General features: G+C 37.4%; 22 protein-coding genes and 2 tRNA genes. 7 read left to right on the top strand and 17 right to left on the bottom strand.

All coding sequences use genetic code 11. From position 1 onward, the window contains the following. Positions 1-38 precede the first annotated feature (38 nt). The 7 genes from BQ7394_RS02490 to BQ7394_RS02460 form a co-directional block, all read right to left on the bottom strand. A complete protein-coding gene (locus tag BQ7394_RS02490; RefSeq protein WP_075555925.1) occupies positions 39-920 on the bottom strand; it encodes a slipin family protein in 882 nt (293 codons plus the stop codon). A gap of 5 nt (positions 921-925) precedes the next feature. Beyond that, positions 926-1,306, bottom strand: a complete 381-nt coding sequence (locus BQ7394_RS02485) for a GntR family transcriptional regulator (RefSeq protein ID WP_075555924.1) — start codon at positions 1,304-1,306, stop codon at positions 926-928. A 212-nt stretch (positions 1,307-1,518) separates the two neighbouring features. Then, a tRNA-Met gene (locus BQ7394_RS02480) sits at positions 1,519-1,592 on the bottom strand. 214 nt (positions 1,593-1,806) lie between these two features. Next, complete coding sequence (locus BQ7394_RS02475; RefSeq protein WP_075555923.1) at positions 1,807-2,583, bottom strand: DUF4595 domain-containing protein; 777 nt, start codon at positions 2,581-2,583, stop codon at positions 1,807-1,809. 506 nt (positions 2,584-3,089) lie between these two features. After that, positions 3,090-3,548, bottom strand: a complete 459-nt coding sequence (locus BQ7394_RS02470; protein WP_075555922.1) for a JAB domain-containing protein — start codon at positions 3,546-3,548, stop codon at positions 3,090-3,092. Between the two features lie 352 nt (positions 3,549-3,900). Then, positions 3,901-4,269 carry a HepT-like ribonuclease domain-containing protein gene (locus BQ7394_RS02465; RefSeq protein WP_075555921.1) on the bottom strand — a complete coding sequence of 123 codons (369 nt, stop codon included), beginning with the start codon at positions 4,267-4,269 and terminating at the stop codon, positions 3,901-3,903. Continuing rightward, entirely contained in the window at positions 4,262-4,555 is a 294-nt protein-coding gene (locus BQ7394_RS02460) for a nucleotidyltransferase family protein (protein WP_075555920.1), read from the bottom strand. The genes BQ7394_RS02465 and BQ7394_RS02460 overlap by 8 nt, the downstream gene beginning before the upstream one ends. Before the next feature lie 761 nt (positions 4,556-5,316). Between BQ7394_RS02460 and BQ7394_RS02450 the strand changes: the two genes are divergently transcribed. The 3 genes from BQ7394_RS02450 to BQ7394_RS02440 all read left to right on the top strand — a co-directional run bounded on the left by BQ7394_RS02450 (position 5,317) and on the right by BQ7394_RS02440 (position 7,120). Continuing rightward, the gene (locus BQ7394_RS02450; RefSeq protein ID WP_075555918.1) at positions 5,317-5,499 is read left to right on the top strand and encodes a hypothetical protein; all 183 of its coding nucleotides are present in this window, start codon (positions 5,317-5,319) and stop codon (positions 5,497-5,499) included. Between the two features lie 80 nt (positions 5,500-5,579). Next, positions 5,580-6,389 (top strand): hypothetical protein, encoded by an 810-nt coding sequence (locus BQ7394_RS02445; protein WP_075555917.1) that lies wholly within the window; start codon positions 5,580-5,582, stop codon positions 6,387-6,389. Positions 6,390-6,541: 152 nt separating this feature from the next. Next, positions 6,542-7,120 carry a hypothetical protein gene (locus BQ7394_RS02440; RefSeq protein WP_139317670.1) on the top strand — a complete coding sequence of 193 codons (579 nt, stop codon included), beginning with the start codon at positions 6,542-6,544 and terminating at the stop codon, positions 7,118-7,120. A 164-nt stretch (positions 7,121-7,284) separates the two neighbouring features. On the opposite strand, the gene BQ7394_RS02435 is transcribed toward BQ7394_RS02440, so the two are convergent. The 6 genes from BQ7394_RS02435 to BQ7394_RS02410 form a co-directional block, all read right to left on the bottom strand. Beyond that, positions 7,285-7,590, bottom strand: a complete 306-nt coding sequence (locus tag BQ7394_RS02435) for a hypothetical protein (RefSeq protein ID WP_139317669.1) — start codon at positions 7,588-7,590, stop codon at positions 7,285-7,287. A gap of 51 nt (positions 7,591-7,641) precedes the next feature. After that, the gene (locus BQ7394_RS02430) at positions 7,642-9,441 is read right to left on the bottom strand and encodes a hypothetical protein (RefSeq protein WP_075555914.1); all 1,800 of its coding nucleotides are present in this window, start codon (positions 9,439-9,441) and stop codon (positions 7,642-7,644) included. Between the two features lie 72 nt (positions 9,442-9,513). Continuing rightward, entirely contained in the window at positions 9,514-10,263 is a 750-nt protein-coding gene (locus BQ7394_RS02425; protein WP_075555913.1) for a hypothetical protein, read from the bottom strand. Positions 10,264-10,265: 2 nt separating this feature from the next. Next, positions 10,266-10,796 carry a hypothetical protein gene (locus BQ7394_RS02420; RefSeq protein WP_075555912.1) on the bottom strand — a complete coding sequence of 177 codons (531 nt, stop codon included), beginning with the start codon at positions 10,794-10,796 and terminating at the stop codon, positions 10,266-10,268. Between the two features lie 115 nt (positions 10,797-10,911). Next, positions 10,912-12,111: a site-specific integrase gene (locus BQ7394_RS02415; RefSeq protein WP_075555911.1), complete on the bottom strand. Its 1,200-nt coding sequence runs from the start codon at positions 12,109-12,111 to the stop codon at positions 10,912-10,914. Positions 12,112-12,235: 124 nt separating this feature from the next. After that, positions 12,236-12,309, bottom strand: a tRNA-Met gene (locus tag BQ7394_RS02410). A gap of 198 nt (positions 12,310-12,507) precedes the next feature. Here BQ7394_RS02410 and BQ7394_RS02405 point away from each other — a divergent pair. The 4 genes from BQ7394_RS02405 (at position 12,508) to BQ7394_RS02390 (ending at position 17,412) form a co-directional block, all read left to right on the top strand. Further along, positions 12,508-12,891 (top strand): START-like domain-containing protein, encoded by a 384-nt coding sequence (locus tag BQ7394_RS02405; RefSeq protein ID WP_075555910.1) that lies wholly within the window; start codon positions 12,508-12,510, stop codon positions 12,889-12,891. A gap of 72 nt (positions 12,892-12,963) precedes the next feature. Then, entirely contained in the window at positions 12,964-14,913 is a 1,950-nt protein-coding gene (locus BQ7394_RS02400; RefSeq protein WP_449406349.1) for an LptF/LptG family permease, read from the top strand. Between the two features lie 6 nt (positions 14,914-14,919). Beyond that, positions 14,920-16,137, top strand: a complete 1,218-nt coding sequence (locus BQ7394_RS02395) for a bifunctional 3,4-dihydroxy-2-butanone-4-phosphate synthase/GTP cyclohydrolase II (protein WP_075555908.1) — start codon at positions 14,920-14,922, stop codon at positions 16,135-16,137. An 81-nt stretch (positions 16,138-16,218) separates the two neighbouring features. Beyond that, on the top strand, positions 16,219-17,412 hold the full coding sequence (locus BQ7394_RS02390; RefSeq protein ID WP_075555907.1) for a pyridoxal phosphate-dependent aminotransferase: 1,194 nt from the start codon (positions 16,219-16,221) through the stop codon (positions 17,410-17,412). Positions 17,413-17,492: 80 nt separating this feature from the next. On the opposite strand, the gene tsf is transcribed toward BQ7394_RS02390, so the two are convergent. The 4 genes from tsf to rplM all read right to left on the bottom strand — a co-directional run bounded on the left by tsf (position 17,493) and on the right by rplM (position 20,453). Then, positions 17,493-18,482, bottom strand: coding sequence for a translation elongation factor Ts (gene tsf, locus BQ7394_RS02385; RefSeq protein WP_075555906.1), 990 nt, complete (start codon positions 18,480-18,482; stop codon positions 17,493-17,495). Positions 18,483-18,623: 141 nt separating this feature from the next. Next, positions 18,624-19,469: a 30S ribosomal protein S2 gene (rpsB, locus tag BQ7394_RS02380; protein WP_075555905.1), complete on the bottom strand. Its 846-nt coding sequence runs from the start codon at positions 19,467-19,469 to the stop codon at positions 18,624-18,626. A 136-nt stretch (positions 19,470-19,605) separates the two neighbouring features. After that, positions 19,606-19,992, bottom strand: a complete 387-nt coding sequence (gene rpsI / locus BQ7394_RS02375) for a 30S ribosomal protein S9 (RefSeq protein WP_028729881.1) — start codon at positions 19,990-19,992, stop codon at positions 19,606-19,608. Between the two features lie 5 nt (positions 19,993-19,997). Continuing rightward, complete coding sequence (gene rplM, locus BQ7394_RS02370; protein ID WP_028729882.1) at positions 19,998-20,453, bottom strand: 50S ribosomal protein L13; 456 nt, start codon at positions 20,451-20,453, stop codon at positions 19,998-20,000. Positions 20,454-20,573 lie beyond the last annotated feature (120 nt).

Below are 20,573 nucleotides of genomic sequence, written 5' to 3'. Positions count from 1 at the left end.
CCTTTGATGTAAAGTTATTTTTTAACCGATGACACTGATTACTGTTCGTTACTCTTTGCGAGCGATGCTAGTCCTCCCATAGCTCCCAAATTCATAGTATCCAGTGCCGAACTCGGCACTATAATCATAGAACCTTTCTCTTTCAAACCCTCGAACAGCATATTCATTCCTCTGAGGTGCAATGCAACTGGATTATCAGTATACTTTTTACTGGCCAACTCAAATTTCTCGGCAATCTCGGTTTCCGCCGTTCCCAGAATGACACGGGCTCTTCTTTCGCGTTCAGCCTGGGCTTCCTTACTCATGGCATCAGCAAGATCCTGAGGTATAGCAATATCGTTAATACCAACAGTTTGACAGGTAATTCCCCAGGGATTTGTATTTCTATCTAAAACATGCTGTAAATCTTCAGCAATCTTATCGCGTTCCTGCAAAAGAGTAGACAGTTCATGTTTACCGATTGTATCCCTTAACCCTGTCTGGGCTATATGTTCAATGGCTTTTTGATACTCCTGCACTTCCAAAGCCGCCTTCTCCACATCCCAAACCGTCCAGTACACAACAGCATCCACGTTGACAGGTACTGTATCTTTCGTCAGGGTTTGTTCTGCTTTAAAAGCACTTACCCGTACCCGTTGGTCGATATAAGCAGATACGCTATCAAGAATAGGAATAATCATAAATGGCCCAGGACCTTTTAAACCCTTAAATTTACCCATACGTAACACCACTGCCCGTTCCCATTGGTCGGCCACACGGATTGAAAGAGCCAACAAACTGGAAATGAGAATCAAGAACAACAAAACCGGCATATTCACAATATGCAAACTATGCAAAACGACTGATAAAAAAATCAGTACCAGCAATACAGAAAGAGAAATAGGATTAAACCATCCCTTGTTGATCACATTTGTTGTCATAAGTATTATTTTTTAGAGGTTTCAATATTTTTCAATTCCTGTATGATTTCACTAAGAGTAAAACCATAACTGAAGGCCACAGAAGAAAACTGTATGCAAATTTCTTTCAGTTTATCTTCCCTCTCCTTTTCCTGTATTACATTCTCCGTTTTATTGATAAACGTTCCTGTACCCTGTTGGGTTTCCAATATATTTTTGATTTCTAATTCTTTATACGCCTTGGATACCGTGTTCAGATTCACCTTCAACTCTACGGCTAGCGCCCTGACCGTAGGAAGTTGCTCACCTAGTTTTAGTTGCCCTGATGCTATGCCAAATATAATCTGATCGATAATCTGACGATAGACCGGTACGCCGCTGGAGTAATCTAATAAAAACTTAATCATACAATTTCATATTATATTAAACAAACATTGTACTATTTGTATATGACAAAGGTATAAAAAAAATTGTTACTCCAAACTTTTCGCACTGTTTTTATAAAAAAATCTATTTTTGAATCGGGAGAGATTAGGAGAGACTATAATAATAATGTATAATAAGTCATTGTATAAAAACAAAAAAAAGACTTACAATTTCTTGTAAACCTTTTATTTTGTAGCGAGACCCGGGATTGAACCGGGGACCTCATGATTATGAATCATGCGCTCTAACCAGCTGAGCTATCTCATTTACAACAACTTAGCTTATAATATCTTTTACGGTTTAACTCATGGTTTAACTGTCAAAGCCATACCAATACTGATTAATAAATTAGTTAATTATCTCATTTTCAATTCAAATATACGCAAAATCACCCAAGTAAACAAGAATACTCTTTGCTCGCTTGGGTGATCTTCTTTATATCCTTGCTACTGGAAGGGGGCCTTAAATAAGAATGAGTATCTTACTTGATATTTTCGTAAGTGTATTTATAGGAATAGGAACGTTCACTTCCCTTTGTATCACGGAACGTTACCTTTACTGTCTTTACATACCCTTCCTCATCCAATTCGTAATTGTATGTTTCCATACCTTCATCCCATGTAGCTGTTTTGGGCAAGAACTTTGAGGCTTTTCCTAATAGACCTGCAAGACGCCATTCTTCAAACGGATCATTATAATCTGTACTAAACGCAACAAACAAATTACCTATATTTGGAATATCTGTATAAGTGATTGTTTCTGCAACACCACTGCTGACCATCACACCATCTTTATATACATATTCTTCAATCTCACCATCAATATCAGCTTTTATCATTTGATTGTCTGAATTATAAGTAAATTTATAATTATCTGTGCTTTCATAAGTGGTACTGCCTTTTTCTATAGCTGTCCATATTGCACTTGTACAATACCCGTTTCCATTCAAAGAGAACTTAATATTATCAATATAGGTATATGAACCATCTTTCTCTTCGGAAGTGGCAACAGCTTCATTCCCTGAAAAAGAAAAGTCATAATCATAAGATTCCCCATCATCTTGACAAACTATTTTTGAAACTTTCCCGTCATTATCATAATTAATAGCATAAGAAGTTTCATTTTTCGTACAAGTTGCCACCCGTTTAGTCACATTCTCTGGATCAATGATATTATTATCATCATCGTCACCACAAGAAACGAAGTTCACACACAAAGCCACTGAAAGAATGGCTGTAAAAAATCTGTTTGTTTTCATTTTATAAATATCTATCTCCTGTTCCCTTCAGAGTATTACTAAATAAAAAAGGTGTGGGAACTGTATTTGCTTTATCCTTGTAACAGGCTCTCGCATAGCCTCTGGAATGGATAAAACAACAGCAACCCACACCCATTGAGATATAGTTTACCCTTTCAGGTAAGTCTATAACAAAAGATGCGGGTGCTATTGCTATCATCTTCATTCCAGTTTCAAATTTGCGAGATTTGTTACAAGAAGATAATTTCAATAACACCTTTCGTTAAATATGTCCTTCCACAGAGGTTCAACGCCATGAACGTGTAGAATTACCACAAAGTTACAAAAAGTGTTTATACATCAACCAAGTAAGAGAATGAAAAATCTTTACTTATCCTTGAATTTTTCTCTTATCCAGAAAAAGAGAAACAAACAGCCATAAAACAGAAGAAAAAGTGCTGCTATGATCGGATATAAATCAGGATTCCCAATCAAACAAAAAAGAACCACCAAGAAAGCCAACCACTTCATAATATCCTCCCTTCATCCAAATAAGAGTAATATCCGCTATCTGTCACTATTATGTGATCCAACAACTGAATATCAAATAGTTTTGCAGCCTTTTTCACCCTGTCCGTTAATAAATCGTCTTGGTTGCTTGGTTGTTTATTCCCAGATGGGTGATTGTGGCTAAGGATCATTGCAGAAGCGTTTCCCAATATCGCAGCCTGCATAATGATTCGTATATCGGCAGATGTCGAATCCAATCCACCCTCTGATATATGTACAATCCCCAATACCCTTTTAGCGTTGTTCAACAGGATCAGTTTCATATACTCCCTGTATTGAATTGTCTCAGAATCATATATATGATTCATTAATAAGGAATAAGCACTGTTGGAATCCTTGATAACAGCCCTTTCCGAACTCTTAACTTTCGTGTTGTACGTCAATTTAACGTCACATACCTTATACATTCCTTCCATACGTTTGTAGTTTAATAAGTTAATTGATTATGAATTACGGATTTGCAAGAATGAAAGGAATACCACCAAGTAAGAGATATAGCCTATCTTTTCAATGTCAGATAGTAAATTCAATCAGCTAAATATATTCTATTCTGGATTGAATGGTAGTGTACCCGTCTGAACATGAAATCGTGATCGGCTGATCCTGTAGGCTTTTGTGTAGGATATTCCTTTTTTCTTCTCCTTACTGGGTGGGGGACATAAAAGGTAGTGGACTTATGAACGCATAGAATATACTTCTTACTTGGTTAGGCTTACTCTTTGACGTTACCCAAGTAAAAGGAATATATATAATAATGTATAGAGAATTTTAAATGTCAGATAACATTTTATCAATAGTCATTTTTACGGCTGGCAGGTTATTTTTCATTACATCAAAAACGATAACTGCATCTATATCGAAATAATGATGTGCTATAATGTCTCGCATTCCCATAACTCCTTTCCAATCAATTTCAGGATAATGCGATAAAAGTTCTTTATTTGTGGCTTTATCAATACGTTTGACACTTTCTCCGATTGCAATCAACAGCATACAAATACTTTCCAACCTCTCAACTCCGCTTGGTGTCGTCAAGAAATCGTCTGGAGAAAGTATTGTTTCCGATCTCTTTAATATTCTATCTAAAGCCGTTTGTATCTTTATCAAAGAAGAACGGATTAACTCTGTATCACACATAAATACCCTCCTTCTCAATCCGGTTTCTCAAGAAAGAATCCATGTGATCCCGTAATCGGACAATATCGACATTACAACCAAACAGGGTTTGCAGATCATCTTTTATATGTACCAATGCAAACATACTCGGCTTTGATGTTTCCAAATAAACATCAACGTCACTATCTTCTGTTTGTTCTCCTCTGGCAACAGAACCGAATATCCCCATACGGGTAATGCTATATTTGGAAGCGTTCTTCGCCATATAGTCACGCAAGATGTTTATATATTCAGTTGTTGATTTCATATTCTTTTATCTATTTACCACAAAGATACGTGTTCAATTGGAAAAATCAAACAGGAAGTATCGTTCTTCTCTCTTTTTGGATTTACTCACAAATCACTTTTTTAAGTTCCTATTTATCTGTAACTTCGTATGTTCTTCCAAGTTAAAGAGATTCTCCATGTTTCCAGATAATCCAATATTCATTCCAAAGAAACTCATTATGCACGAATATAGACCATTTGACAGAATCGAAGTTTACAGGGAAATTGTGGAAACCATTAAAAAAAGACACATTTTGCCAACAGAGACTTATATACCTGCTCCCGTTGTTAAAAATCGGATCAGGAAAAAGAAGAAAAGCTCCTAACCGATTTTGCATTGATAATTAAGTGTTTTAAGACGGATGTTTCCAGAAATGGGAATGTCCGTCTTTTGTTTTTCGCCTAAAAAGAAACTCTCTATATAATGGCATGTAGGATATAGGTCTATAAAATAAACTGATAATAAATATTGATACTTGTAGTATGATATTCAAGTTCCTGCCTATTTACTTTTTTAGATGGTTGTTTGTTCGTATCTTTGTATATATCAATAAGATAAAATCTAAATCCATTTCAGATATACTTCCAAGTTTCCCAGATTACTTGTTTTTTATCCAAACCGCAAGGACAATTCCTGTTTTTATATCTAATAGGTAAATGAATTTTGTCCTTCCATAAATCCAATTTCTCGAATATGGTATTATACACGCCAAACAACCGAATTTTCAATAACAGATTAGAATGCAAGAAAGCATTGAATATAAATTGTTCCCAATACAAGAAACTGATGGAGCTGAATATCCTGATCCCCATCAACAAAGAAGATACGAGCCTAAACCGAAAATAACGGGTGGGTTACTTTTTGCGGGTTGGCGGGTTACTTTTTGCGCCACCATGTTTATTACTTATATATTTATTACTTAATCATGGTTTGGCACTCTTTCAGAGTTCCAAACGGGTGATCTCGCAGATTTTTTATTTAACAACCATTTGGATCGCATCTAATGAATTATCGCTTAATATTTAAAGACTTACTATTAAAGCTGACAAATAAAGAGGCATATACCTTTTGTTGTATATTACTAAATACAGATAAAGAAACTTACATTTCCCATATAAAGGAAAAAACATTGGTTGAAATGACTGGATATGCAGAAAGAACCATATCCTCCTATATCCAGAAATTTGAAAAAACAGGTCTGTTATCTGTCACAACCAACCAAGTAAAAGGAGAAAAGGGAGTATTTTACCGTAATACTTACCAAGTAAAGAAACCAACCATTAATTATTTTCGTGTTGAGTATGATTTTCTATTAGAGGATATTCCTGCCGACATCAAGGGCTATTTGCTTCTTCTGAAATGTATCGGCTATCAGGGAAGTAACTCAGTTCTTTATAGTTTGAATCGCATAGCCGAAAAGAAGTTTCTTAATATAGGCTTGTCCACCATCAAGAAACTGAATGCGGAGGCTATCCGTTTACTTGTCTTGTCCAAAGAAAAAACAGGTTATCGAATCACAGACCGTTTTATTTATGACGACCAAGTAAGAGATAATAATCCTTCTGATTATCAGAGATATTATAATGAGATAGTTTGTTATTGTAGGAAGAGGCGAATCATTCCACCTCGATACGATAGCGATCTAATGTATGTCATATTTAACAACTGTCCTGAATCTTCATTTTTCTTTGACAAATTGGATAACAGACAATTTACAGAAAAGCGGATTCATAGTCTGGAATACTTTATTAGGGTACTAAATTTTCGTTATCCACCTCAAAAGGAGACACTGGATTATACTTTCATAATGTGAGCTATTCATTTTGCCATGAATAATTATATATATCCCAATGGATATTTTTAGAGATTACCCATTTTATTTTGAATATTTTGCTATCTTTGTCATGTAATAAGTATACATTAACATAAATGTAAATAAATATGATTTATTGTAACAAGGTAATAATGAAGTTATTATTATTTATTATATTGTCATTTTTTAATGCTGTTGATTCATATTCTCAAGAACATTTAAAATTCATGAATATACCTATTACTGGTAACATAGCATTTTTTGTTTATAAATTAAAAGGATTTGAGTGCGTTGTTTTTTCTTCTAATAGTCCTATTTGTATATTGAAAGGTAAGTTTGCAGGTAGAGATGCTACTGTAAATATTTCAAGTTCTAACGTTTCTCTTACCGTTTATGAGGTAAGTGTGGGATTTCGAGAAGATAAATCCCTCGAAGCAATGAAAGAAGATTATTTGTACTTCAAAAAAATGCTTATAAAAAAATATGGGAATCCATACAAATCAATGGAAAAGTTTACATTTCAAAAGATAAATATTTTTAAGGAAAAGATTCCCTGTACAACTTTTTCCTTTTTTAAAACTTCAAGTGGAAGAATAGAACTTAAACTTCAATCAGGACTTAAAAGCAGCCCAGACCTGTCAATTACTTATATTGACAATATTAACGAAAAAAAAGCCAAGGAGGAAAAGGATACAAATCCTGTAGAAAATAATGTGCTTAATGATTTATAGAAATCAGGAACTATCCACAATTTTTTGTGTAAACTCAAAACAACAGAAACCTAATCTTGGTTTAAACCAAGATTAGGTTTTCAAATATAGTCAAAAACTGATTAAAAATCACTCCCTAGTTCTATATGGGTTGATACTATTTTTTATTCCATATTTGTATCTAATTATTTTATCATCAAAATATAATCAATTGCTTTTATTAGAGAATCGTTTCCCCAAACTATATTTTTCCGATCAATGATAGTTGTTTCTCCAATACCAGTAGTTAATCTTTTACATAATTCAAGGATTTCATTATTTATTATGTAATATTCTTTTCCTCCATTGATATTTATATTAATATAAGTATTTTCACTTTGCTTAATATCTTCATAAGTAGTATTAGCTGTAAGGTTACTAAAAAAGTGATCTTTACTATTTTCAGTGTCTTTATAAGAAATAGTAACATAATTAATAGTTTTATCTTTCATTTTATCTATATTTAAAGTATTAACATTCAAATATATATATATTTTATTGAACTATGAAATTTTATTGATAAATTTGGATTTACAAATCTTATATCCTTTCCTGAATGCTCCTTTTTGTTTGACAGTCCTTCTGGGAGACGTTTCAAAATATTCTTTTATATCTGTCGCTTTAGCCTCTCTTTTAATTCCAAGTTCGGAATATATCTTATTCAAGGTAGATGTTATCTCTTCTTCCGAATAGACAAATCCGATTCTAAACAGTTGAGAAACCGCATCAATCACGGGAAAACTAAGACATTGTTCTTTTACTTGTTTTTTGATAAGAGCTAAGGTTAATTGTTGCTTGTTATAATTCTTCTGGATAATAAAGTCTTTATCAAAGTTTTGGCAAATTTCCACGATAAACTCATCTTGCCTTTGCAGTTCTTCCAATAATGCTTTTTGTTCCTCTGTTTCCGCTCCATTATCTAATCCTGCTGCAAAGAATTGATCGACAATCTCCTTTCTTAACAATCGGCTGTTTGATACGGATATTCTGATCCTGTCTTTATCCTGTTCATATTGATTGTTATATTGATCTATGATCTCAAAAAACTCTTCGTCCAAGGAATAAGAAAGAATGAAATTTTCCCAGTTCTGGTATCTGGATTTGGTAGCTTCCGCATCTAATAAATTCTCACTCATGAAATAGTTAAAAGAATTATCCTCTTCCATATACTTGCTGATCTCTATTCTTTCAATGGCTTCTTTCATTACTTGCCTAACACCTTCTTCCGAAGCTGAGTTATACAGTGTTTTCAACTGGATATAGGCTTTTCGCTGTTCTTGCATAAAGGTACGAAGTTCTTCTGTTGTCTTATATCGGATTTTATTGTCAAGTCCTGCAATATGGGTGAATGATGATATTCCATTTCTGAAACGCCCTGCGATTTGTCGGGATTCCAAAGCGGGTTCTATCAGGGTTTGGGGTGCTTTGATAGCATCCGATATTACAACAACGTGAGGCTTATCATCTGTAATAATATCAACGGCAGAGAAATAACGGCTTGTATAGAAGTTGTAGTGATTCAAATTGTTTATGTCTGGTTGAATATGAGATAATCCTTTATGTGTTAATTTGCTGACACTCTTATTCGCACAATAGATATTGGAATCCCCATTGATTCCCAGTGCGTGAATTAAAGAGATTATGATGTCTATCGAATTTATAAAGAAGCATACCTTTTCTTCTTTACTTGGTAGTGTCTCTAAATATGACTTTACATCTTGCAGAATGTTATTGCTTGAATATAGATTCACTTTTAAGGAATGATCCCATTTTGGCTGTATGGTGATATTTCTGAATCCATATTTCTGGAAGATGGGATAAGTAGTAAAGTTTGTGATTGTAGCCGATATTAGGGAACGTCTTTCAAATTTCCAGAAATCAGCCATTGGCAGAGTGATTGTTTCCCTATAGCTTATATCGCTTGTCAGTTTATGGCATTCATCAAATAAGAGGAAGTAATCCTGATACATATTTACATCAAGAAAGTTGAATGCTTTCTTTACCTTGCCAAATGATTCAGGGGTGGTCATTATCTTTTTATAGGAAATGTGACTATCCTGTAAATAAGAAATGATCTGGTTGGTAGTGATTCCCTCATATACACCTAACAGATTGGAATGCTTTTTCGCTTTTCCTTCTATTACAGGGGTATTAGGTTCTATGATTATGGAATTACGCTTACAGGCTATTTCTAAAGTTGTCGCACCGATTCCTGTTATTTTCTTATAGATAATGGCATTTACAGGAATAGAGCCTGTAAGATAGCCATTTTCCTTGTCTATGTATATGATCTCTTCTTTCATAAATAAAAAAGGACAAAATTTATTCTTATATTAAATACAAAAATAAAAATTGTCCCTCATATAAACAGACTATCAGTCTATGAAATCCTCTTCACAGAATAAATCCTCTTGGAAACCTACTGGATCACCTGCATATAATTCAGGATCATAGTCTATAGGATTTTCCAGACTGTCCAAGAATGCCTGTTCTTTTGCAGCCTCTTTTTCCGCTTCTTGCTCCAACATCATATTAATATGGGCTGAACTTTCAATCCAGTTTTCAAAATTAGCCATATTGAACCAGTCCACCTTATAAGTACGTGTTTCGGGGTCTAATTCTATTTTATGCACAATGATCTGATTGCCTATTAATTCCTGCAATTTGGAATTACCTTCGCTCTCTTTTGAGTTTTCATTAAACAGAGGCCATATCTTTACTTGGTAGACTTTAAACCAGAAATCGAAATCTTCTATTGTTTTTCTTCGCTCTTCTCTATATATTTCACGCCTGTCCTTACCCTCTATTTCTTCATATTTTTCAACAGCCCTTTCTTTACGGTACAAGACGTATGCAATATCAGCCATACGGGTTTGTCCCTTAAACTCGATTGGCTTTCTACGAATATCCAAAATCTGGTATGTTCCCTGTTGTAATTTAACATAACGCTCATCAATAGGAAGTTTCCCCATTTCAAACAGTTCTTTCAAAATGGGTGAATCGCATTGAATGGCATATTCTTTTCGATCGTAATACTCTTTTACTCTTTTTGCGGAATCCACGATATGCAAAGTACGGTGAGTATCTAATACCTTAATGTACTGTTCTTTTGTTAAGTTTATCATGTCTATTCTGTTTTGCTCTGAGATTTAAGCTGTCGATATTCTCTATCCAAATCTTCGTACTTTGACTTTAATTCTTTTAGTTCTTCTTTGAGACGTTCATTTTCAATTGATACTTGATAAGATTCCCATGAACCATATTCTTCTAATTTTTCTAAAAGAGGCATTATTTCTTGTTTGATAAAATCAATACTTTTAATTCGGGATACAAATTTATATCTTTTTCCTGTTTGGATTTCGCAAATATAAATTTCTCTGAACTTAAAGTAATCTATATTTTTTATATTACCATTTTCATCGTTATCTTCATTTATATATATAACTTCAAAATGTTGAGTTTTAATATTTTGCGAATTACCATCCTTATCAATTAGAAAATATTGATAAAGATATTTATTCTCATATATTCCTGTATGTCTTTGTATTACATAAAATTCCACATCTGGAAGCATTACTAATTCCTCCAGTTTCTTTTTCTTTACAAATTCACCATTGGAAAATATAGCGAAAATGCGATCTTTGTCTGTGATTTCCATTACACTAAGATTTAAAATAAATAATACACAAAGTAAATAAAAAACTTAATGTAACAAACAAAGTAGTGAAAGGAAAAGAATCCTGTCCCCATTTCTGGAAACAGGATTCTTTGGTTTAGAGTAGTTTTTTCATTGCGTCTTCCATCTGGTCATTACCGAAGCTGTCCAGATAGATTTGAGTTACTCTCTCTGAACTGTGCCCTAAAGCCTCACAGATTAAAGAGGTATTCACGCCTGATCTCTTTAATGATGTGGCAAAACTATGACGGGCGACGTATGTTGTCAAGTCAATAGGCAAGTTTAATTCCTCTCCTATTTCTTTCAAACGTTTATTTATCTTTTTGATAACTTTCCTTACTCTATTGATTTTTTGTTGTTCACTTTTGTGAAAATCATTAAGAATTGGAAACAAAAAGAGATTGTCAGCCTTCTTATATTTATTAATCAACTCAATAGCAATAGGTTGCAACGGCAGTTTAATTCGCTTTTTAGTTTTCTTTCTAACATATACCAATTGATTATCAATAATATTATCCTCTGTCAGATAAGCAATATCAACAAAGTTTATACCACCCATGAAATAGGAAAACAGGAATAAGTCTATAGGGAATCTCAAATACGGATTAGGAGATCGATATTGCATGATTCTCTTTATATCGTCCTTTGAAATAGCACGCTTTACTGTTTCTTCCTGCAATTTAGCCACCTTATACTTCTTAAATGGATAACATTCCGATTTGACAAGATTTTCCTCTATTGCACGATTATAAACAGCCCTCAATGTGCGTAATCGAATACCTATCGTATTATTCGCAAGTCCTTGTTGCCTCAAAAAAGATTCATAGCTTTTCAACCAAGTTACACCAATTTCACTAAAAGGAATCTCCAGATTCTTTTTATATGACAACAAAGAGTTTAGAAGATGTTTATGCGACGAAGCATAATTAATCCGATTCTCTGCTTTTAAACGTTCAACTTCATTCTCTATAAAAGCCTTTACAGTTACTTTTCTTACTGGCTGATCTATTTTTTCAACTAATGAAGAAGCTGTAAAATCTTTCTTAGAGACTTGGAAATCAACAATCTGATTAGAATATTCATTTAACTGTTCTGTTATCAGCAAATGAATACTGTTGTAGTTAGGACAATTCCTTTTCAATTTACCTTTTGTATAGTCCCAATAGATAGGATTAATAGAAACTCCAATACTCTTATACTTCTTTTTACCATCTTTACAGATACGAAGCATTAAAGGGCTTTCGCCATTTGCTAAAACTTTAGACTTGTAACACAAGACGTTAACCGTTGTACTCATACATTTTTTGGTTTAACTCTTGGTTTAACTCTGCCTCTGAAAACCACGAAAATTCAGGTAAAAACCATCTGAAAAGACATAAAAAAAGCAGTTACTTATTGTTGTAACTGCTTGATTTTCAAAGTAGCGAGACCCGGGATTGAACCGGGGACCTCATGATTATGAATCATGCGCTCTAACCAGCTGAGCTATCTCGCCATCATGTTGTCAATTTTCCTTATTGACGCTGCAAAAGTAGAGGTTATTTTTATATTATGCAACAGTTTCGCGAAAAAAAATCGTTTATTTTTCGGGGCTTTCAGCTAAGCCTTTAAAAATTAGATGTTTTTTTATTCTAAGAATATTGGCAAATAGCAATCTTTTGCCTATCTTGCTGCGCAAATAATAGCTTGAAAGATGAAAAAAGAGAAGTTTCATATCGAATACGTTTTCGATAAAGTTTCGCGACGAAGTTTATGGAATCACCTCACCACACCTCCCGGACTATCCGCATGGTTCGCAGATGATGTAACAATCAATGACAACACTTATATTTTTAAGTGGGACAGAGATGAGCAGGAAGCCGAAGTACTGGCCGTAAAACCGGAAATAAGTATCCGTTATCGTTGGGCAGATGAGGATGATGACAATGTTTACTTCGAATTTTTAATTCACACTGTTGAGCTCACCGGAGCAACCGCTCTTGAAATTACCGACTTTGCCGAGCCGGATGAAAAGAAAGATTCGATCAATTTGTGGGACTCGCAAGTCTATGAATTGAAACGTACACTCGGTATTTAGGTTGTTTTAGAGATTTATGTCATGTACTTATCGTTTTTTACACTACTTTTGCCCCGTCAACCCGGATAGGTAATGTTGAAGATAAAACGATTATATACATTTATGCTGCAGACTTTCCTGCCGTTGTTCATTATGACCTTCGGTATTTGTCTGTTTATTGTACTCATGCAGTTTCTTTGGAGGTACATAGACGACATGGTGGGAAAGGGGTTGGGAATTCCTGTGCTCGGCGAAATGTTTTTTTATGCTGCTTTATTCCTCCTACCGATGGCTTTACCATTAGCCATCTTATTAGCGTCTCTGATGACTTTCGGAAATCTAGGCGAACGCTTGGAATTACTGGCCATGAAATCGGCCGGGGTATCACTTATACATATAATGAGACCGCTTATGATAACGATCGGTATCATAAGCATCGGTGCATTCTTTTTCCAGAACAACGCCATGCCTGTAGTCCAGGTTAAATTATACTCCCTACTCTACTCCATGCGGCAGAAATCACCGGAACTGGATATTCCGGAAGGGGTTTTCTATAGTGAAATCACCGGATATAATGTATATGTAAAAGAAAAGGACAATAAGACGGGATTGCTGAAAGATGTGATGATCTACGATTATTCGGAAGGTTTCAACAATGCACGTGTTATCGTGGCCGATTCCGGCCGGTTGAAAACATCGGCTGATAAATTATTTCTAGTATTGTCGCTCTTTAACGGCGAATCGTTTGAGAATTTGAAGGCTCAGGCCAGTACGGGAGCAAAAACAGCTGTTCCGTATCGTAGGGAAAGTTTCAGTTTCAAAGAGATTCTTATCGAATTCGATGCAAACTTCACCCGTACGGACGAATCGTTCATGGCCAACCAGTATATGGGGAAAAAATTGCACGATTTGCAAACCTCCATCGATTCAATGACCGTAAGGCTCGATAGCATAAAGACGTTGAATGCGAAAAGTGTTTATGACATGTCTTATCGCCGTTCATTCTCCAAACCCAGAAGGGCAGAGTCTGATGTGGCTAAAACAGCCCAGGAGACAAATACGGACTCACTCGTCAACAAACAAAATGAACCGGCTATAATCATCAATTTCGACAGTCTATACCAGGCGGAAGCGCCCAGCGGTAAAGCGGCCTTACTTGTACGTGCAAAGTCGAATATAGAGAGCGTAAAGGCCGATTACTATTTTAAAGCGGCAACTATGGGGGATGAAGCCTCGAAGGTACGCCGCCACATGACTGAGTGGCACAAGAAATTCACCCTGTCATTTGCCTGTATGGTATTCTTCTTTATCGGGGCCCCGCTGGGAGCGATTATCCGTAAAGGGGGATTAGGTATGCCGGTTGTAATCTCTGTGATCCTGTTCATTTTCTATTATATTATTGATAACATCGGGTTTAAAATGGCCCGTGACGGTGTATGGGCTGCCTGGGAAGGAATGTGGTTGAGTTCAGCCGTATTGGCTCCGCTGGGGATATTCCTTACTTACAAAGCCGTAAACGATAGTGTGATACTAAATGCAGATACATACCTGAACGCTCTGAAAAATCTTATCGGAAAACGTTCCGGACGTAAGGTGGAAAAGAAAGAAGTAATCATTTTTACCCCCAACTATGTATCTGTTCTTCCACGCCTGGAAAAACTGGCAAACGACTGTGCTTCCTATTTACAAGGTCACAAACGTTGGCTTAATTATATTACTTTCTGGAAACAGGGAGGAAAAGATTATACAGCCGAACAACTGGCTGAAGAGATGGAAGGGATCATCGAGGAACTGGCCAACTCCGACCAGAACCTGTTATTGAACAAATTAATGGACTATCCGGTCATAGGCGGATATAACCAACTGAATGCCAACCTGAACGGAAAGATCGGACTGGCACTCGGAATCTTCCTGCCGATCGGACTGCCGATCTATCTGCTTGCCACGTATCAGCGCAAGCTGTTGCGCCATGATGTACAAGTAGTACAAAAGACAAGCCTCGAACTGGAAGAGATGATCAAGAGCTTAGAAACTAAAAATTAAAACGATATGAGTGATTTCAAATTAAACACGATCGAAGAAGCAATTGAAGATTTCCGCGAAGGAAAATTCCTGATCGTTGTCGACGACGAAGATCGCGAAAACGAAGGTGACTTTATTGTTGCTGCTGAAAAGATAACTCCCGAAAAAGTAAATTTCATGCTGACATACGGTCGTGGTGTACTATGTGCCCCGATCACGGAAGAACGTTGCCAGGAACTCGATCTGGATATGCAGGTAGCCAGAAACACTTCTATGCTGGAAACACCTTTCACTGTAACTGTCGATAAACTGGGTGGCGGTTGTACTACCGGTGTCTCTATGTTCGACCGTGCCGAAACAATACGCGCTTTGGCCGATCCCCAGACAAAACCGTCTGATTTGGGACGCCCGGGACATATCAACCCGCTACGTGCCCGTTCCCGCGGTGTACTTCGCCGTGCCGGACATACGGAAGCCGCTGTCGACCTGGCTCGCCTGGCCGGACTTTTCCCTGCCGGAGCATTGATCGAGATCATCAATGAAGACGGAACAATGGCCCGCCTGCCTCAATTGGTAGAAGTGGCCAAAAAATTCGATATTAAAATTATCTGTATCAAAGACCTGATTGCTTACCGCCTGAAAACAGAATCTATTGTTGACAAAGGCGTGGAAGTAGATATGCCTACACAATACGGCCATTTCCACCTGATTCCTTTCCGTCAGAAAAGTAACGGATTGGAGCATATCGCTTTGATAAAAGGCGATATATCCGGTGAAGAACCCGCCCTGGTCCGTGTTCATTCATCCTGTGCCACCGGAGATATCTTCGGTTCCATGCGTTGTGAATGTGGCGAACAGCTGCATACAGCCATGCAAATGATCGAAAAGGAAGGACGCGGAGCCATTGTTTACCTGAACCAGGAAGGACGTGGCATCGGTTTGATGGATAAAATGAAAGCCTACAAGCTCCAGGAAGAAGGTTTGGATACTGTAGATGCCAACCTGCACCTCGGACACCAGGCCGACGAACGCGATTATGGCGTCGGAGCACAAATATTGAAACACATCGGCATTACTAAAATGCGCCTGATGACGAACAATCCGATAAAACGGGTCGGCCTTGAGGCCTACGGTTTGACTATTGTGGAAAATGTTCCTATCGAAGTAACTCCCAACAAATATAACGAGTTTTATATGAGGACAAAGAAGGAACGTATGGGACATGTACTTCACAATATCAAATAATTAGCAATTTGTTGCAAGAATGCCGATTATTAATTACTTTTGTCGCAACTATTTAAAATAACCTATACAAACAGCAGTGTCATGACACAAGTTTCAGATCGTTTAGCAAGTTTATCGCCTTCGGCAACATTGGCGATGTCTCAAAAGAGCAATGAGCTCAAAGCACAAGGTATCGATGTTATCAACCTGAGTGTGGGAGAACCTGATTTCAACACACCCGATCACATTAAGGAAGCTGCAAAAAAAGCGGTAGATGATAACTTCTCTCGTTACTCACCAGTTCCCGGCTACCCGGCATTACGTAATGCGATCGTTGCCAAGCTGAAGAATGAAAACGGATTGGAATATACAGCCAATCAAATTTCTTGTGCGAACGGAGCTAAACAATCCGTTTGTAACACGATTCTGGTATTGGTAAATCCGGGAGACGAAGTAATTATTCCGGCACCGTTCTGGGTAAGTTATCCCGAAATGGTTAAGCTGGCTGAAGGTAACCCGGTAATTGTTCCGGCTGGTATCGAACAGGATTTCAAGATCACTCCGGCTCAGCTGGAAGCAGCTATCACACCGAAGACAAAAGCATTGATCCTCTGCTCTCCTTCCAATCCGACAGGCTCTGTTTACAGTGCTGAAGAATTGGCCGGCCTGGCAGAAGTATTGAAAAAACATCCGGAAATCATCGTTATTGCCGACGAGATCTACGAACATATCAACTATATCGGCAAACACCACAGCATTGCCTCTGTTGAAGGTATGCAGGATCGTACCGTTATTGTAAACGGTGTTTCCAAAGCATACGCGATGACAGGCTGGCGTATCGGTTTCATTGCCGGACCGGAATGGATAGTTAAAGCCGTAAACAAACTTCAGGGACAGTATACATCAGGTCCTTGCTCTGTATCACAGAAAGCAGCAGAAGCAGCTTATACAGGCTCACAGCAGCCGGTTGAAGATATGCGTAAAGCATTCGAGCGCCGCCGCGACCTGATCGTCAACCTGGCTAAGGAAGTTCCGGGATTCGAGATCAACAAACCGGAAGGAGCTTTCTACCTGTTCCCGAAATGTAGCTACTACTACGGAAAGACAGACGGTACAAATACGATCAACGATGCTGACGACCTGGCTATGTTCCTGTTGGAAAAAGCACATGTTGCCTGCGTAGGCGGTACTTCTTTCGGTGCTCCCGAATGTATCCGTATGAGCTATGCTACCAGCGATGAAAACATTGTAGAAGCTATCAAACGTATTAAAAATGCTTTGGCTGCCTTAAAATAAGGAAAGTAAAGTCTTATAACACAAAAAAGGGACTCCGATTAAATTTCGGAGTCCCTTTTTTATTTCATTGCTTACGCAAATTATTCAGCACGCAAAGTAAAGCGTTTGAATGCAAGAACTTTCAATTCAGGATCTGCTTCCTTCATTACTTCTCTTACAGTCTTCTTTGCATCCATAATGTCTTCCTGGTTCAACAGGCAAACTTCTTTCAAGAATTTGCTAAGACGACCTTTTGCGATATTTTCGATCATCTGCTGAGGCAAGTTAGCAGCTTTTTCTTCTGAAACCTTAGCGATGATTTCTTTCGCTTTAGCTACATCTTCAGCTGTAATCCAGCCTTTAGCCATATTGCTTTCCATGTGATCTTCGCTATCAACATGCGTAGGATTGATACCGGCTTTCTTCAGGGCAGCTTCAACAGCTTTCTGAACCTGCTCAGCTTTAGTCTTTTCAATAGCTACCTGGATTTCAGTTTCTTTTACAGATTCAGGAACACCATCTTCATCGATAGCGATCGGGTTCATAGCAGCGATCTGCATAGCTATGTTATGAGCAACATTGTCTGATTCCTTGTTGAAAGCAACGATTGTACAAAGCATGTTCTTACCCATGTGGTTGTAAACAGTAGTGTAAGTGCCTTCTACTACATTGTAGCCGTCCAATTCCATCTTTTCGCCAGTGATACCGCTACGGTCGGTAACAGCGTCCTGTATAGTACCTTTACCCATCGGCAGAGCTTTCACTTCGTCCAGAGTCTTGCACTTGTTAGCCACAGCAGCGTCAAGGATAGCCTGAGCCAGAGCAATGAAGTCTTCATTCTTAGCTACGAAGTCAGTTTCGCACTTCAAAGCGATAACAGCAGCGAACTCACCGTCTTTCTTAGCCAACACGCAACCTTCAGAAGCTTCACGATCAGAACGTTTAGCAGCGATAGCCTGTCCTTTTTTACGGATAATTTCCATTGCCTTTTCGATGTCACCGTCAGCTTCGGTCAAAGCCTTCTTACAATCCATCATACCAGCTCCACTCATTTTGCGCAGCTTGGTAATATCAGCCATAGTTACAGCCATAATCTAATTTCCTTATTTAATTGTTTATACTATTCTAAAACAACAATGGACAATCGACAGTTGACAATTACTGTCAAAAGCCAATTGCCCATTGTTTTATATTCTAATTGTCAATTGCAAACTGTCAATTGTCAATTATATTTATTCTTCGATATCTTTAGCGTACTTGTCAGCGACTTTAGCGTTCAAAGCATCTTCGTCTTCTTTCTTAGTACGTTCTTTCTTTACAGTAGCTTTTCCTTTGCGTTCTCTTTTAGGACCTTCGCCTTCACCGGCAGCTTCTGTATCGATCTTTTCAGCTTTGCGTTCCTGCAGACCTTCGTTCATTGCTTCGCAGATAGCGCCTAAGATAACTTCTACTGATTTAGTAGCGTCGTCGTTAGCCGGGATCACGTAGTCAATGTTGTTAGGATCAGAGTTAGTATCAACCATACCGAAAACGGGGATACCCAGACGGTTGGCTTCGCGAACTGCAATATGTTCTTTCATCACGTCAACAACGAACAAAGCAGACGGCAGACGAGTCAGGTCTACAATAGAACCTAAAGTCTTTTCCAGCTTAGCACGCTGACGAGTGATCTGAAGTTTTTCTCTTTTCGACAGATTATCAAATGTACCATCTTTTGTCATCTTATCGATAGTAGTCATCTTTTTGATGGCTTTACGGATAGTCGGGAAGTTAGTCAACATACCACCCGGCCAGCGTTCGATAACGTAAGGCATACCTACAGAAGCAGCCTTATCAGCGACAACTTGTTTTGCTTGTTTTTTAGTAGCAACGAAAAGTACTTTTTTACCTTGCTTAGCCAGGTTTTTCATTACTTCTGCTGCTTCGTCTACTTTAGCAACTGTTTTATATAAATCAATGATATGAATACCATTGCGCTCCATAAAGATGTAAGGAGCCATAGCGGGATTCCACTTTCTCTTCAAGTGTCCGAAGTGTACACCAGCTTCTAATAACTGATCAAAATTAACTCTTGACATTTTTTTCTTTTTAAATCGTTTACTTTCTGTTTAATTTTCAACTATCAGGTAGTCCTCCGGCATGTCTGCATGCAAAAGAAATCCCGACAATTTAGATACTAAACGCTTTGTCCTTGTAAGAAACTCACAAATAACATTAACGTTTGCTGAACTGGAATCTCTTACGAGCTTTTGGCTGACCCGGTTTCTTACGTTCAACAGCACGAGGATCGCGAGTTACGAAACCTTCAGCTCTCAACGCAGGTTTATCTTCCGGATTAATCTTGATCAAAGCACGAGCGATAGCCAAGCGAGCAGCTTCTGACTGACCTTTGAAACCACCACCGTCAAGGTTGATCTTGATGTCATATTGTTCTTCAACATTCAGCTTTGCAAGCGGTTGCTTAACAATGAACTGAAGGATTGTAGAAGGAAAGTAATTTGCAAGATCACGTTTGTTGATAGTTATCTTTCCCGTTCCTTCGCTTACGAATACGCGAGCAACTGCTGCTTTACGTCTTCCTATTGCATTTACTACTTCCATAGTTATTATTTAAGTGAGTTTATATCGATTGACTTAGGTTGTTGAGCTTCGTGTTTGTGCTCTGTTCCTGCATATACATATAAGTTACCCAGTAACTTTGCACCCAGACGATTTTTAGGCAACATACCCTTTACTACTTTTCTGAACAGACGATCTTCGCCCTTCTGCATCAAATCTGCAGGAGAATATGCGATCTGTCCACCGGGATATCCGGTATATCTCAAATAAACACGATCGTTCCATTTGTTACCTGTCAGAACGATTTTATCTGCATTGATAATGATTACATTATCACCACAATCAACATGAGGAGTGAAATTGGGTTTATACTTACCGCGCAAAAGTTTTGCTACTTTTGCACAAAGACGTCCCAAAGTCTGTCCATCAGCGTCAACGATGACCCACTCTTTGTTTACAGTTGCTTTGTTTGCAGAAATGGTCTTAAAACTTAAAGTATCCACTGCTTAATAAATTAATTAATTAATAACTCTAAAAAACAAGCGCTCAGTTTCTCACTACCATTATCACTACGGACACTTGACGTAATAATGTGCTAAAAACTAAACCCTTAGTACAATTTG

It is taken from the genome of Parabacteroides timonensis (assembly GCF_900128505.1).
Taxonomy (GTDB): Bacteria; Bacteroidota; Bacteroidia; order Bacteroidales; family Tannerellaceae; genus Parabacteroides; species Parabacteroides timonensis.
Note: the sequence above shows the minus strand (reverse complement) of the source record. Positions and strands in the feature narration are given on the sequence as shown.

What these genes read in the sequence shown, in the direction of transcription:
- BQ7394_RS02430 (WP_075555914.1), bottom strand. Translation starts at nt 9,441, where the DNA reads ATGAAAGAAGAGATCATATACATAGACAAGGAAAATGGCTATCTTACA.
- BQ7394_RS02405 (WP_075555910.1), top strand. Translation starts at nt 12,508, where the DNA reads ATGAAAAAAGAGAAGTTTCATATCGAATACGTTTTCGATAAAGTTTCG.
- BQ7394_RS02420 (WP_075555912.1), bottom strand. Translation starts at nt 10,796, where the DNA reads ATGGAAATCACAGACAAAGATCGCATTTTCGCTATATTTTCCAATGGT.
- tsf (WP_075555906.1), bottom strand. Translation starts at nt 18,482, where the DNA reads ATGGCTGTAACTATGGCTGATATTACCAAGCTGCGCAAAATGAGTGGA.
- BQ7394_RS02450 (WP_075555918.1), top strand. Translation starts at nt 5,317, where the DNA reads ATGCAAGAAAGCATTGAATATAAATTGTTCCCAATACAAGAAACTGAT.
- rpsI (WP_028729881.1), bottom strand. Translation starts at nt 19,992, where the DNA reads ATGGAAGTAGTAAATGCAATAGGAAGACGTAAAGCAGCAGTTGCTCGC.
- BQ7394_RS02445 (WP_075555917.1), top strand. Translation starts at nt 5,580, where the DNA reads ATGAATTATCGCTTAATATTTAAAGACTTACTATTAAAGCTGACAAAT.
- BQ7394_RS02490 (WP_075555925.1), bottom strand. Translation starts at nt 920, where the DNA reads ATGACAACAAATGTGATCAACAAGGGATGGTTTAATCCTATTTCTCTT.
- BQ7394_RS02400 (WP_449406349.1), top strand. Translation starts at nt 12,964, where the DNA reads ATGTTGAAGATAAAACGATTATATACATTTATGCTGCAGACTTTCCTG.
- rpsB (WP_075555905.1), bottom strand. Translation starts at nt 19,469, where the DNA reads ATGTCAAGAGTTAATTTTGATCAGTTATTAGAAGCTGGTGTACACTTC.
- BQ7394_RS02460 (WP_075555920.1), bottom strand. Translation starts at nt 4,555, where the DNA reads ATGAAATCAACAACTGAATATATAAACATCTTGCGTGACTATATGGCG.
- BQ7394_RS02470 (WP_075555922.1), bottom strand. Translation starts at nt 3,548, where the DNA reads ATGGAAGGAATGTATAAGGTATGTGACGTTAAATTGACGTACAACACG.
- BQ7394_RS02440 (WP_139317670.1), top strand. Translation starts at nt 6,542, where the DNA reads ATGAAGTTATTATTATTTATTATATTGTCATTTTTTAATGCTGTTGAT.
- BQ7394_RS02395 (WP_075555908.1), top strand. Translation starts at nt 14,920, where the DNA reads ATGAGTGATTTCAAATTAAACACGATCGAAGAAGCAATTGAAGATTTC.
- BQ7394_RS02425 (WP_075555913.1), bottom strand. Translation starts at nt 10,263, where the DNA reads ATGATAAACTTAACAAAAGAACAGTACATTAAGGTATTAGATACTCAC.
- BQ7394_RS02475 (WP_075555923.1), bottom strand. Translation starts at nt 2,583, where the DNA reads ATGAAAACAAACAGATTTTTTACAGCCATTCTTTCAGTGGCTTTGTGT.
- BQ7394_RS02465 (WP_075555921.1), bottom strand. Translation starts at nt 4,269, where the DNA reads ATGTGTGATACAGAGTTAATCCGTTCTTCTTTGATAAAGATACAAACG.
- BQ7394_RS02435 (WP_139317669.1), bottom strand. Translation starts at nt 7,590, where the DNA reads ATGAAAGATAAAACTATTAATTATGTTACTATTTCTTATAAAGACACT.
- BQ7394_RS02485 (WP_075555924.1), bottom strand. Translation starts at nt 1,306, where the DNA reads ATGATTAAGTTTTTATTAGATTACTCCAGCGGCGTACCGGTCTATCGT.
- BQ7394_RS02390 (WP_075555907.1), top strand. Translation starts at nt 16,219, where the DNA reads ATGACACAAGTTTCAGATCGTTTAGCAAGTTTATCGCCTTCGGCAACA.
- BQ7394_RS02415 (WP_075555911.1), bottom strand. Translation starts at nt 12,111, where the DNA reads ATGAGTACAACGGTTAACGTCTTGTGTTACAAGTCTAAAGTTTTAGCA.